This window comes from Guyparkeria sp. SCN-R1, from assembly GCF_003932495.1.
Taxonomy (GTDB): Bacteria; Pseudomonadota; Gammaproteobacteria; order Halothiobacillales; family Halothiobacillaceae; genus Guyparkeria.
Window position 1 is genome coordinate 25,894 of record NZ_QZMT01000010.1, and the last position, 12,425, is coordinate 38,318.

A 12,425-nucleotide genomic window follows, 5' to 3' on the forward strand; every position below is an offset into this window, starting at 1 on the left:
AGGTGACCTGCCCTACTCGGGCATTTCCACCTCGTCTTCCGGCACCACCGGCCGGCTGCGGTAGGGGTAGTTCTTCAACCTCGTGTCGCCGCGCACGTGCGGCTCGGCGATGGTCTTCTCCGGGTCGACCCACTCTTCCCACTGGAAGTCCTCGATCACCTTGGCCTGGTAACTTTGCTCTAGCGGGTGTTCGAGGATGTCGTTGATATGCTGCCACTGGTAATGGCGCATCAAGTCGACCTGGTAGGGCGTCGGGTTGCCACCGGCCTGCTTGACCACCGCCTTGAGCGCGTTGACCTTCTCCATCGATACGGTCGGCTCCCAGTCGATCTTTCCCGGCAGCATCACCGGCTCGCCCGGGATGTTGTTGATGCCCTGCTTCCAGGTCGCCAGCACGGCCGTGTCCGTGTCCTCGCGATACAGCAGGATGGCGTGGCTGTAGCGCGTGTCCCTGAAAAAGCCCAGCGTGCCGTACTGCAGGCGCGCGCCGGTCAGGTAGGCGACCGCATCCGACCAGCACGGCGAGGTACCACTGATGCCACGCAGCACGCTGCGATCGATGATTCCGTCCGGGAACAACGTCTGGAAGGCCACCCAGGCCGCGTTGGCCGCGTGCGTGGTGCCCTCGCAATCGTGACCGTGGAAACGCACCAGGTCCTTGAGCGTGACCGGGTAGGTGTAGGGGTAATAGCGCCCCTGCGTGCCGCGGGTGGCCGGCATCTCGAACACCGGCGCGTGGGGTTGCGCCACCATCGAGGCGTACCAGGTCGGCTCGCGATCCGGCGCCTCCACACCCGTCTCGATGAACATCGTCCGGCCCTGCTCGAAGGTCGGCTCGTCGGCGATTGCTGCCGACCACGTCCCCCACAGGCCCATCACGCCCAATGACGCGACCAGCCCGGCGGCAAATCTTGCCCAACTCGATTTCATGGCACTGACCCTCCACGAATGCCCGCTCGACCGTCCCCTAGGGAAACTCTGCACGAATGCCATACCGCTCTGCGTGCCTTGAGCCAGGCAGATGCAAGGCGTCCGTCCGCCGTGGAAGGGCATTCCCTTTCCAAGGACGGCAACGCAGCAGGTGCCTGGCTCAAGGCGCGCCCTGCGGGGCCTTGCGAGCCGTACGCGCTCGACGTTGCCTCGTCTTGACGTGGCCACCGGCACGCCGGCAACGACGCGCCTTGATCGCGAACGGCTCGCCAGGCCAGAGTGGCATGGCATTCGTGCAGAGTTTCCCTCACGGGGCCGGCACCGTGGACAGGTCTCGCGCCTCATCACCTACATCTCGCGCCACCCTGCCCATCAACGAGCATAGGCCTCGCAGCACCGGAAACCACAAGACCCGTCGTTTGACGGGTCTACTGGACAGGCTCAGGTTTTAGGCGAGCGACCGTCAGTCGTAATGCACCGCCAACCAGACCGTATCCTCGTCCGGTGCGGTCCAGGCAACGCGGTGCCGAGTGTGGGCGGGAATGCTGAGATGGTCACCCGGGCCAAGAGTGACCTCCTCGCCGTGCTCGAATGCCACCACGCCTTTCCCCTTCAGCACGACCACCCACTCGTGGCGAGCCTGGTCGTACCAGCCGGAGGCCGGCGAGGTGTGACCGTGCGAGACGATGCGTTCCACCATCACGTGCTCGGCCTCGATCAGCGTGTCGAAGCACTCTTCCGTCAAGTGCGCGGGCATGTTTTCGAACAGATTTGCGGTCATGGATCACGTCTCTCCTGAGTGGAAACATGCAACGGCAACCACGTGAACGGGCGACGCAAGGGACGGATGCGCAACTCGTCGATAGGTCTGTCTTCGCGCATTTGATAACCGCGCGACATCCATACTAGATTCCTTGATCGCTCCGCGACGCGAGCGCGTTTGGCAAGCCTTTTCCTATTCACTGGGAGGAATTCTCATGGATTCAGACCGCATCAAAGGCAAATGGAAACAGATCAAGGGCCGTATCAAGGAGGAATGGGGAGATCTGAGGGATGACGACCTAGACGAGGCCGAAGGTCACCGCGATTACCTGATCGGCAAGGTGCAGGAACGGTATGGCATTGGCAAGGACGAAGCACGCAAGCAGGTCGAGGAGTTCGAACGCAAGCTCTGAATGCGCAACCGCGGGCCGCTGTTGTCAGCGGCCTGATTGACTCATGTCCCTGCTCAAGCAAGCCGTCTTCCTTCACGAGCCGGGGCGTACTCCAGCCATCCGCCAGCCAATCTGGGCATTACCCTTCCCCCCAACATAGCCCGCCCAATGGAAGCCCGACCGCCCCCGGGCACATGCACCGCGAGCCTCTCTCGCAATGCATAAGCGCCAAACCGGCAATTAAGGAACCCTCGCCCCCGGTCACAATGGCACTGGACGATCCGCAGCAATCGGGGAAACCGCTTCGGCCAGCGGGAACATAATCCGTCTCGGATAGCATCCGGCTAAATCGACACGTCGTTTGGCCATGCCAGGCGAAGCCAGGTCCACTCTTCCAGCGAACAATCGCCACACCCATGCGGGATTCGGGGAAATACCCGCAATGACAGCGCGGAATTCTCCGGGGCAAAAGACCGTATCAATCACGCGGTTTCTCGGGACATAACCACCGTCCATGTCCGGTCTTTAGTCACGCGCCATCACCAACAGGGAAGAGGCACAACGGATTAACAGCCATTCCTGGCCAGCCGGATGGCGCCAGCATAGTACGAAAGGACCGACGCGCCACCCCGGAATCGCACCCTCGCTGGCCTGCGAAGACCATCGCCTCACGCAAACCCGGGCTTCTGAAATCACTAAACACTTTAGGTAATTGTGTGGCAATGGAACGTCTGCTGTACTAAGAACCAATAACTGTGCTATTTGTGTAACCAACGCATTTCGAGAAAACCAGACAGTTCAGTATTTAATGGATTTCTAAATTACCAGAAACGGTTTCTGATTCCGCCAACCCATACCGAGAGCTTTCAAGCCAAGGAGGGCCGCGATGATGTGGAAAAAACTGCTATTGGCTCTGACCACCCTGTCCACGGCGGTCGTTGCCGCTGCGCAGGAGGAACCAAGCGCCTTCAACATGACCCGCGGGGTCACCGAAGTCAGCCGCGACGCCTACGACATGCACATGCTGCTGTTCTGGGTTTGCGTGGCGATCGGTGTCGGCGTGTTCGGCGTCATGATCTGGTCGCTTATCCGGCATCGGCGCTCTCGCGGAGCGAAGGCGGCCAAGTTCTCGGAAAACACCGTGGTCGAGGTGGTCTGGACCGCCATCCCGGTACTGATCCTCGTGGCCGTGGCCGTTCCTGCCACGGCCGTTTTGTTGAAGACCAACTCACCATCGCCAGAACCGGACGTCATCGTCGATGTACACGGCTCCCAGTGGAAATGGGAGTACGTCTATCCCGACGAGGACATCTCCTTCTTCAGCAACCTCTCCTCCAGCAGCCGTGATGCCAGCCAGCTGAACGCCGAGAAATCACCGGCCGATGCCCCCAATTACCTTGTCGATGTCGACAACCCGCTGGTCGTCCCGGCGGGCAAGGACGTTCGGTTGCGCATCACCAGTGACGACGTGATCCACTCCTGGTGGGTACCGCAGCTGGGCTTCAAGAGAGACGCGGTCCCCGGCCAGTTCAACAACGCCGACATACGTATTGACGAACCCGGCACCTACCGCGGCCAGTGCGCCGAACTCTGCGGTTCGGGGCATGCCTACATGCCCGTTGTCGTCGAGGCGGTAACGCCAGAGGCTTACAACGAATGGCTGGCCCAGAAGAAGCAGGCTGCAGCCGCGGAGGCCGAAGAGGCTTCCGGCCCATGGAACCGCGAGGTGGCCATGGCGCAAGGCAAGAAGATCTACGACTCGGCCTGCGCCTCCTGCCACCAGGCCAACGGCAAGGGCATCGAGGGCACCTTCCCCGCGCTGGAAGGCGGCAAGATCACCACCGGCCCTGTCGAGGGACACCTGAAGATCGTGATCCACGGCAGCGAGAAAAACCCGGTCATGCAGGCCTACGGCGACCAGCTGAGCGATCGCGAGATCGCGGCCGTGGTCACCTACGAGCGCAATGCCTGGAGCAATGACACCGGTGACCTGGTCACCCCGGAAGCAGTGGAGGCGGCACGATGAATCAAACAGCGGATTCTGTAGTCGATCAGATCGAACACGAGCACAGCCATCACGGGCCGAGAAAAGGCCCGCTGCGCTGGCTGCTGACCGTCAATCACAAGGACGTCGGCACCATGTACCTGGTGCTTGCCCTGGTGGCGCTGCTCGTCGGCGGCGTCATGGCGCTGGTCATCCGGGCCGAGTTGTTCCAGCCGGGGCTGCAACTGACCCAGCCGCAGTTCTTCAACTCCCTGACCACCATGCACGGCCTGACCATGATCTTCCTGGCGATTATGCCGGGGCTGACGGGGCTGGCCAACTGGATGGTGCCGTTGCAGGTCGGCGCGGACGACATGTACTGGCCGCGGGTCAATAACTGGGCCTTCTGGATGCTGCCGCCGGCGGCGATCATGCTGTGGATCGGCTTTTTCATGCCCCAGGGCGCGCCCGGCGGCGGCTGGACCCTGTACGCGCCGCTCTCGTCGACCTACGCCCCGCCGTCGATCGACTGGGTGATCATGGCAATCCACATCATGGGCATCTCCTCGATCCTCGGGGCACTCAACATCATCCTCACGATCCTGAAGATGCGCGCCAAGGGGATGAGACTCTGGGACATGCCGCTGTTCACGTGGACCTGGCTGATCACCGGCTTTCTTCTGCTGCTGGCGATGCCGACACTGGCCATCGCGGTCACCATGCTCCTGACCGATCGGCACCTGGGCACCGCCTTCTTCGATGCCACGAACGGCGGCGACCCGGTGCTGTTCCAGCACATCTTCTGGTTCTTCGGTCACCCCGAGGTCTACATCATGATCCTGCCGGCCTTCGGCATCGTCTCGGAGATCGTGCCGGCCTTCAGCCGCAAGCCCCTGTTCGGGCGCACCTCGATGATCTGGGCCGTGATCGCCATCACCTTCCTGTCGGCGATCGTCTGGGCGCACCACATGTTCACCGTGGGCCTGCCGGTCGAGGCACAAGTGCTGTTCATGTACACCACGATGCTGATCGCTATTCCCACCGGCATCAAGATATTCAACTGGGTCGCCACCATGTGGCGCGGGTCGATGACGTTCGAGGCGCCGATGCTCTGGGCGCTCGCCTTCATCTTCCTGTTCACGATCGGCGGCTTTTCCGGACTGATGCTGGCCGACGTGCCGGCCGACTACCAGTACCACGACACCTACTTTGTCGTGGCGCACTTGCACTACGTGGTGGTGACCGGCTCCCTGTTCGCCATCATCGCCGGGGTCTATTTCTGGCTGCCCAAGTGGACCGGCCACATGTACAACGAGAAGCTCAGCCAGTGGCACTTCTGGTTGTCGGCCATCTCGGTCAACGTCACGTTCTTCCCGATGCACTTCGCCGGGCTGGCCGGCATGCCTCGCCGGATTCCTGACTACCCGTTGCAGTTCATGGACTTCAACATGATCTCGACCGTGGGGGCGTTTGTCTTCGGCTTTTCCCAGCTGCTGTTCATCTGGCTGGTAATCCAGACGATCCGTGGCGGCAAGAAGGCGGGCGACCGCCCCTGGGATGGTGCAAAGGGCCTGGAATGGACCCTGTCCTCTCCGCCGCCGTACCACACGTTCACCGAACCACCGTCTCGCCAGACGATTCATGACGAAGGACCGCACGGCTACCACTGAGGTGAACGTGAGACGACTCGGCCGCAGCGCGCAATGAACGGAATCTCGTCGCCAGGGAAGGACGCGCGCGGCAGCACGACAAGTCGAGGGGGGAAAATGGCAACGGCCAGGGACAACCGAACGGCTGACCTCACCGAAGGGGCTGCATCGGCGAAGGGCACCACCCCCGGCGGGCATCGATTCCGCCCTGCCCTTGTGCAAAGCCTCGCGACGCTGGTCCTGCTACCGGTCTTTGTCGGGCTGGGTGTCTGGCAGGTACAGCGGGCGGCGGAAAAGCAGCATCTGCTCGAAGCCGAGTCGGCGGCGACGCAAGCCTCGCCGGTGCCGATCGGATCACTCGGCCCCACCAACGTGCCATTGCACGTCCGGGCCAGCGGCCGCTACGACGAGCACCTGTTCCTGCTGGACAACCGGGTACGGAATCGCCGCGCGGGCTACGAGGTGTTGGCGCCGTTGCGCATCACGGACGACGAGGCGGTACTGGTCAACCTGGGCTGGATAGCGCAAGGCGAAAGCCGCGGGCAACTGCCCACGGTCGGGGCGCCAACCGGAACGGTGCAGGTTACCGGTCTGGCCATGACGCCCCAGCCACCACCGTTCGAACTGTCCGATCGCGAGACCTTCGCCGCCGGCTGGCCCAAGGTGGTACAGACGGCTGCACCGGGGACGCTGGAAAAGGAATTGGGCTACCGGTTGCGGCCGGTCGTGCTTTATCCCGACGGCTCCGAGGTCGCGGCACACAAGGTCGAGGTCATGCATGAGTTCGGCCCGTCGCGGCATCACGCCTACGCGGCGCAGTGGTTCGGATTCGCGGTGGTACTGGTGATTGTGTACCTGTGGCACGGCCTGCACCGGGGCAAACAAGGGAGAAACGCAAATTGGACGCAGTAATGACGAATGCCAATCGACGGCAATGGATCATTCTTCTGAGCCTGGCGGTGATCTTCATCCTGCCGCTGGCCGCTTCGTGGACCATGTACACCCTCCAGCCGTTCGAGAAACGGGGCGGGCTCGAACACGGGGAGTTGATCACCCCCGTCGAGAAGGTGCCGGTGGCAGGGCTGAGAACGCTCGACGATGAGCCCGTCGACGCCAGCCTTTTCCAGGAAAAATGGACCTTGCTCTATCACGTGCCCGCCGGCGAGGACCAGGCCGGCTGCGACGCGGATTGCCGCGCGCTGATGGACACCCTCCGCCGGGTTCGCCTGGCGCAGGACGAAGGGATGCGTGCCGTGCAACGGGTCCTGCTGGAGCCGGCAGGCACTGGCCGACCCGCGGATTTCGACCCGGGCTTGCAGGTGCTCGAAAGCAACCAGTGGGCGTTGGCACGCGGGTCCGTCTATATCGTCGATCGACAGGGTTACCTGGTGTTGCGCTACGACGCCGGGTTCGATCCGCAGGGACTGCTGAAGGACCTGGAGCGCCTGTTGCGACTGGCCGGGGAGGGTTAACGGGATGAACCTCAACTCGGCAAAGCAACGTATGAAAAGCACGGGTTCCGGCCGCGTCTACCGTCGCCTGACCTACCTGGCCACGGTGCTGGCCCTGGTGGTGGTCGTGCTCGGCGCCTACGTGCGCCTGACCGATGCCGGCCTGGGCTGCCCGGACTGGCCGGGCTGCTACGGCCATCTGACGGTCAGTTCGGCCCAGGCCAATGAAAGCCAGGTCAACGCCCTCTACCCCGACCAGCCATTGGAGGCCGGCAAGGCCCTCAACGAAATGGTGCACCGCTATGCCGCCGGTACCCTCGGCCTGCTGATCGTGATGCTGGTGGCGATCGGCTGGTGGTACAAGCGCCATCGGGCCCTCTTGTCCACCCTCGCCGCGCTGGTCGTGTTCCAGGCCCTGCTGGGCATGTGGACCGTGACCATGCTGCTCAAGCCCGTGGTGGTAACCGCCCACCTGTTGGGCGGCATGGCCGTGCTATCCATGCTCTGGTGGATATGGCTCGACAACCGTCACCGATGTCTGCGTGAGGCCGGGGCAACACCGCTGCCATCATCGACGGTAAGCCCCGGCATGCGCTGGTTCGCCGCAATCGGCTTGGTGCTGCTGATTGGCCAGATCTTCCTTGGCGGCTGGACCTCGACCAATTACGCCGGGCTGGCCTGCAGCGGCTTCCCCACCTGCAACGGCCAGTGGTGGCCGGATGCAGACTACGGCTCCGTCTTCGGTCTGCACGAAGTGAACGACCTGCATGGCCCCGGCCTGATCGCCACCCAGTGGCTTCATCGACTGGGGGCGCTGGTCGTGTTCATCACCCTGCTGGCATTGACGATCAAGGCAAGCCCAGTGGCGCCGCGAGTGGCCGTGGCCATCGGCACCCTGCTGGGGCTGCAGATATCCATCGGCGTCGCCAATGTCCTGTTCGGCCTGCCCCTGGTGATGGCCGACGCCCACAACGCGGTCGCCGCGCTACTGCTGCTGGCGGTCCTCGCGCTCAATCACCACCTCAATCATCCGCTGACCCCCGCGATGGGTCAGGCACCGAAGGGAGTGTGCACATGAACGTTCGAGCCCAGACGGTTGCCGCGATCGGCGCCTTCCCGTGGCACAGCTATGTCAAGCTGTGCAAGCCCAAGGTCGTCTCGCTGGTGGTGTTCACGGCACTGGTTGCCATGCTCCTGGCCGCGCCGCCGGGAGATCTGCCCTGGACGCTGCTCCTGGCCGGCACCGCCGGCATCACCCTCGCCGGTTTCTCGGCGGCGGCGTTCAACCATATCGCCGACCGAGAGATCGACGCGGAAATGGGACGAACCAAGGCCCGGCCGCTACCCACCGGCGACATCTCGAGAAGCGCAGCGACCATCTTCGCCAGCCTGCTCGGCACGGCGTCGCTGACCCTGCTGTGGTTCGTGGTCAACCCGCTCACCGCCGTGCTGACCCTGTTCACCCTGATCGGCTACGCCGTGATCTACACCCGCTATCTCAAGTGGATCGGGCCGCAGAACATCGTGCTGGGCGGGGCCTCGGGCGCGGCGCCGGCCCTGCTGGGCTGGACCGCCGTCACCGGCCAGGTCGGCTGGGAGGCCATCACCCTGTTCCTGATCATCTTCGTCTGGACGCCGCCGCATTTCTGGCCGCTGGCGATCGCCCGGCGCGAGGAGTATGCCGCCGCCAAGGTGCCGATGATGCCGGTCACCAACGGCGTGGCCTACACCAAGCGTCAAACCCTGTACTACGCGATCGCCCTGCTGCCCGTCAGCCTGCTGCCGGTGCTGGTGGGCATGAGCGGCCCGGTGTACCTGGTTGGTGCCACGCTGCTGGGTGGCAGTTTCATCCTGCGTGCCTGGCGGCTGCTGCACGTCGACAGCGACCGGCAGGCCATGAAGCTGTTCGGTTTCTCGATCACCTACCTGACCGCGCTGTTTGCCCTGATGCTGGCCGATCACTACCTGCCGCTCGGCTCTCTGCCGACAGTAATCGGCTAGGTTGACCGGCCGACGGGGAGGGAATCATGACGCTACCCACCCTGCTTGAGCAGACTGTCGCCTTCCTCGTGCCGTACGAGTTCTCGCCGACGGTACTGCTGGTCTGTGCCGCTGCCGCCCTGCTCTACCAGCGGGGCTGGAGCCGGGCGGGCGGCGGTATTGGCCAGGCGGTGATGTTCTGGATCGGGCTCGTGGGCATGTATGTCGTCCTGCAGACCCAGTTCGACTACTACGGCCAGCACAGCTTCTTCATGCATCGCTTGCAGCACCTGGTGCTGCACCACGTCGCCCCGTTCCTGATCGCCGTCTCGGCGCCGGCCGCGATTCTCGGGGCCGGCCTGCCCGAGCCCATCCATCGTTACGTGGTCGCGCCGCTGCGACGCAACTGGCTGCTGCGCCGCCTGTATGCCGCGATCCAGGAGCCGCTGGTGGCGGGCGCGATCTTCGTCGGCCTGATCTACTTCTGGCTGATCCCGTCGGTGCACTTCTACGCCATGCTCAACGTGCCGCTCTACAACACGATGAACTGGGGCATGGCGATCGACGGGCTGCTGTTCTGGTGGATGATCTTCAACCTGCGCGCGCCGGGCGCGAGCGACATGCGCCACTACGGCTACCGCCTGCTGGTGCTGTTCCTGGTGATGTTTCCGCAGATCGCCCTCGGCGCCTACATCGCCCTGAGTGACCACGACCTGTTCGGCATCTACGCGGCTTGCGGCCGCATCCTGCCGATCACACCCCTGACGGACCAGGCGATTGGCGGCCTGCTCACCTGGGTTCCCGCGGCGATGATGAGCGTCGTCGGTGGACTGGTGCTGGTGCATCGATGGAACCGCCGGAGCCGTCACGTACAGAAACCCGTTTCCCCCCACCCTTGGCTGTGCGAGGTGAGATCGTGTCGCGATCCAAACATCTGATCCTTTGGCTACTGCCCCTGTTCCTGCTCGGTTGCAGCGGGGAGGCATCCAACCAGTGGCACGGCCACAACATCACCGGCGTCATGCCGGACCTCGAGTTCGAACTGACCGACCACACCGGCCAACCGGTCACCGCCGAAGACTACCGCGGCAAGGTCACCATGATGTTCTTCGGCTACACCAGCTGCCAGCACGTCTGCCCGGTCGCCCTCAGCAAGCTGGCCGCCGCAACCCGGAAGCTGGGCGACCAGGCCGACAAGGTCGAGATCCTGTTCGTCGCGGTCGACCCCAAGCGCGACAAGAAGGTGCTCGACGACTACGTCACCGAATTCACCCCCGACCTCGTCGGCCTGACCGGCACCCAGAAGCAACTCAAAGCCGTGGCCAAGCGTTACCGCGTTGCCTTCAGCTACGAAGAGCCGCGTGAGGACGGCTTTTACATCGTCAATCACAGCGGCGCGGTATTCGTCTTCGGCCCGCAGGGAAAGGTCCGCCTGCTGATCGACGAGCAGTCCAGGACCGCCAATATCACCGAGGATCTCCGGCGCCTGATCGAGCAATCGTCCGGTTGATCCGGCCTCGGCACGAGGGCCGTTCTCCTTGAGGCGGCGTCTGGGTCAGCTGAACCTATTGACGAATGGCCGCGCGGCGCGGCCGTGAGGGTGACAGGCGAGAGCGCGATCGACCCCGATGGCCTGCCTCGAGGCGCTGGTGTATGTTCGATGGCATTCCATGCGTCGACAGGGAGCCACGACGATGAGCGAACACGTGCTGGTAGGCGGGGCCGATGGCCATGCCGTGAACCAACTGGGCCGGATGAGCAATCGGCACGGCCTGATCGCCGGGGCGACGGGCACCGGCAAGACCGTCAGCCTGCAGATCCTCGCCGAAGGTTTCTCCCGGCTGGGCGTGCCGGTCTTCGCCGCCGACATCAAGGGCGATCTTTCCGGACTGGCGGCCGCCGCCAAGCCTCATCCCAAGGTCGACGAGCGGGTTGAGCGCATCCCGGTGCCGGACTACCAGGCGGAGGCCTCGCCGGTGCTGTTCTGGGACCTGTTCGGCGAGTCCGGCCACCCGATACGCACCACCGTCTCGGAAATGGGGCCGTTGCTGCTCGGCTCCCTGCTCGAACTCAACGACACCCAGGAGGGCGTGCTCTACGCGGCCTTCCGCATCGCCGACGATGAAGGCATGCTGCTGCTCGACCTCAAGGACCTGCGCTCGTTGTTGAACTGGATGGGCGAGCATCGCAGCGAGCTCTCGCAGGAATACGGCAATCTGGCACCGGCCAGCATCGGGGCCATCCAGCGCCGTCTGCTGGTCCTACAGGAACAGGGTGGCAATCACTTCTTCGGCGAGCCTGCCGTCGAACTCAAGGACCTGATGCGCACGGATTTCTCGGGGCGCGGCGTGATCAGCCTGCTGGACGCCACCCGTCTCTACCGCGATTCGCCTCGGCTATACAGCGCGTTCCTCCTGTGGCTGCTGGCCGAGCTGTTCGAGGAATTGCCCGAGGCTGGCGACGCGGCACTACCGAAGCTGGTGTTCTTCTTCGACGAGGCGCACCTGTTGTTTGATCAGGCCACGCCGGCGCTGCTGGAGAAGATCGAGCAGGTGGTGCGGTTGATCCGCTCCAAGGGAGTCGGCGTCTACTTCGTCACGCAAAGCCCCGCCGATGTGCCCGACACGGTACTGGGGCAACTCGGGCTCAAGCTCCAGCATGCCCTGCGCGCCTTCACACCCAAGGACCGCAAGGCGATCCGTGCCGCGGCCCAGAACTTCCCGGCCAACCCCGGTCTCGACGTCGAGGCGACCCTGACGGATCTGGGCATCGGCGAGGCGCTGGTATCGATACTGGATGCCAAGGGCCGTCCACAGCCGGTGCAACGCACCTTGATCGTGCCGCCCCGCTCGCGCATGGGGCCGTTGTCTGACGAGGAACGCGCCGAGGTACTGTCGCGATCGCCACTTGCCGGGCAATACGACACGGTGAACGACCGGGACTCGGCCTACGAGGAGCTGGCTCGGCGTACCGAGGCGCGCCAGAAGGAACTGGACGAGCAAGCCGATGCGCCGTCGAAGACAAAGGGAAAGTCGACATCCCGTGGCGACTCGGCCGGCGTCGCCTTCCTCAAGAGCGCCGCGCGCAGCTTCGGCACCCAGCTCGGCCGCCACCTGGTGCGCGGCCTGCTCGGCGCGTTATCGGGAAAACGATAAGCCCGGCTGGATTATCACCCCTGAACGCCCCACGGGCGAGGCACACCGATTCCATATCGGAGCCACCCAGGCACAAAAAAGCGGCCATCCGGGAAACCCGCGATGGCCGCCATGATCAAGGC

The 12,425-nt window shown here is 63.9% G+C and carries 12 protein-coding genes; 10 read left to right on the top strand and 2 right to left on the bottom strand.

Annotated features, from left to right (window positions below; translation table 11 throughout):
• Positions 1 to 12: 12 nt before the first annotated feature.
• Both D5687_RS06845 and D5687_RS06850 read right to left on the bottom strand, forming a co-directional pair.
• A complete protein-coding gene (locus tag D5687_RS06845) occupies positions 13 to 930 on the bottom strand; it encodes a formylmethanofuran dehydrogenase subunit E family protein (RefSeq protein WP_204742159.1) in 918 nt (305 codons plus the stop codon).
• A gap of 463 nt (positions 931 to 1,393) precedes the next feature.
• Positions 1,394 to 1,711 carry a cupin domain-containing protein gene (locus D5687_RS06850; RefSeq protein WP_125199031.1) on the bottom strand — a complete coding sequence of 106 codons (318 nt, stop codon included), beginning with the start codon at positions 1,709 to 1,711 and terminating at the stop codon, positions 1,394 to 1,396.
• A 196-nt stretch (positions 1,712 to 1,907) separates the two neighbouring features.
• On the opposite strand from D5687_RS06850, the gene D5687_RS06855 reads away from it, so the two are divergent.
• From D5687_RS06855 to D5687_RS06900, 10 genes are all read left to right on the top strand, one after another.
• Positions 1,908 to 2,105 (top strand): CsbD family protein, encoded by a 198-nt coding sequence (locus D5687_RS06855; RefSeq protein ID WP_125199032.1) that lies wholly within the window; start codon positions 1,908 to 1,910, stop codon positions 2,103 to 2,105.
• Positions 2,106 to 2,970: 865 nt separating this feature from the next.
• Positions 2,971 to 4,110 carry a cytochrome c oxidase subunit II gene (coxB, locus tag D5687_RS06860; protein WP_240031448.1) on the top strand — a complete coding sequence of 380 codons (1,140 nt, stop codon included), beginning with the start codon at positions 2,971 to 2,973 and terminating at the stop codon, positions 4,108 to 4,110.
• Complete coding sequence (ctaD, locus tag D5687_RS06865; RefSeq protein WP_125199033.1) at positions 4,107 to 5,738, top strand: cytochrome c oxidase subunit I; 1,632 nt, start codon at positions 4,107 to 4,109, stop codon at positions 5,736 to 5,738. The genes coxB and ctaD overlap by 4 nt, the downstream gene beginning before the upstream one ends.
• 96 nt (positions 5,739 to 5,834) lie before the next feature.
• A complete protein-coding gene (locus tag D5687_RS06870) occupies positions 5,835 to 6,629 on the top strand; it encodes an SURF1 family protein (protein WP_158611796.1) in 795 nt (264 codons plus the stop codon).
• Positions 6,629 to 7,189, top strand: a complete 561-nt coding sequence (locus D5687_RS06875; RefSeq protein ID WP_125199035.1) for a hypothetical protein — start codon at positions 6,629 to 6,631, stop codon at positions 7,187 to 7,189. The genes D5687_RS06870 and D5687_RS06875 overlap by 1 nt, the downstream gene beginning before the upstream one ends.
• 31 nt (positions 7,190 to 7,220) lie before the next feature.
• The gene (locus tag D5687_RS06880; protein WP_125199036.1) at positions 7,221 to 8,246 is read left to right on the top strand and encodes a heme A synthase; all 1,026 of its coding nucleotides are present in this window, start codon (positions 7,221 to 7,223) and stop codon (positions 8,244 to 8,246) included.
• Complete coding sequence (gene cyoE / locus D5687_RS06885; RefSeq protein ID WP_125199037.1) at positions 8,243 to 9,169, top strand: heme o synthase; 927 nt, start codon at positions 8,243 to 8,245, stop codon at positions 9,167 to 9,169. Before D5687_RS06880 ends, cyoE begins: the two co-directional genes overlap by 4 nt.
• 26 nt (positions 9,170 to 9,195) lie before the next feature.
• On the top strand, positions 9,196 to 10,086 hold the full coding sequence (locus D5687_RS06890; RefSeq protein ID WP_125199038.1) for a cytochrome c oxidase assembly protein: 891 nt from the start codon (positions 9,196 to 9,198) through the stop codon (positions 10,084 to 10,086).
• Positions 10,065 to 10,658, top strand: a complete 594-nt coding sequence (locus D5687_RS06895; protein WP_240031449.1) for an SCO family protein — start codon at positions 10,065 to 10,067, stop codon at positions 10,656 to 10,658. Before D5687_RS06890 ends, D5687_RS06895 begins: the two co-directional genes overlap by 22 nt.
• Before the next feature lie 184 nt (positions 10,659 to 10,842).
• The gene (locus D5687_RS06900) at positions 10,843 to 12,303 is read left to right on the top strand and encodes a helicase HerA-like domain-containing protein (protein WP_125199040.1); all 1,461 of its coding nucleotides are present in this window, start codon (positions 10,843 to 10,845) and stop codon (positions 12,301 to 12,303) included.
• The last annotated feature ends 122 nt before the right edge of the window (positions 12,304 to 12,425 follow it).

Excerpts from the sequence above, each read along its gene's own strand:
- cyoE (WP_125199037.1), top strand. The coding sequence starts at position 8,243 with ATGAACGTTCGAGCCCAGACGGTTGCCGCGATCGGCGCCTTCCCGTGG.
- D5687_RS06880 (WP_125199036.1), top strand. The coding sequence starts at position 7,221 with ATGAAAAGCACGGGTTCCGGCCGCGTCTACCGTCGCCTGACCTACCTG.
- D5687_RS06870 (WP_158611796.1), top strand. The coding sequence starts at position 5,835 with ATGGCAACGGCCAGGGACAACCGAACGGCTGACCTCACCGAAGGGGCT.
- D5687_RS06845 (WP_204742159.1), bottom strand. The coding sequence starts at position 930 with ATGAAATCGAGTTGGGCAAGATTTGCCGCCGGGCTGGTCGCGTCATTG.
- ctaD (WP_125199033.1), top strand. The coding sequence starts at position 4,107 with ATGAATCAAACAGCGGATTCTGTAGTCGATCAGATCGAACACGAGCAC.
- D5687_RS06855 (WP_125199032.1), top strand. The coding sequence starts at position 1,908 with ATGGATTCAGACCGCATCAAAGGCAAATGGAAACAGATCAAGGGCCGT.
- D5687_RS06850 (WP_125199031.1), bottom strand. The coding sequence starts at position 1,711 with ATGACCGCAAATCTGTTCGAAAACATGCCCGCGCACTTGACGGAAGAG.
- D5687_RS06900 (WP_125199040.1), top strand. The coding sequence starts at position 10,843 with ATGAGCGAACACGTGCTGGTAGGCGGGGCCGATGGCCATGCCGTGAAC.
- D5687_RS06875 (WP_125199035.1), top strand. The coding sequence starts at position 6,629 with ATGACGAATGCCAATCGACGGCAATGGATCATTCTTCTGAGCCTGGCG.
- coxB (WP_240031448.1), top strand. The coding sequence starts at position 2,971 with ATGATGTGGAAAAAACTGCTATTGGCTCTGACCACCCTGTCCACGGCG.
- D5687_RS06890 (WP_125199038.1), top strand. The coding sequence starts at position 9,196 with ATGACGCTACCCACCCTGCTTGAGCAGACTGTCGCCTTCCTCGTGCCG.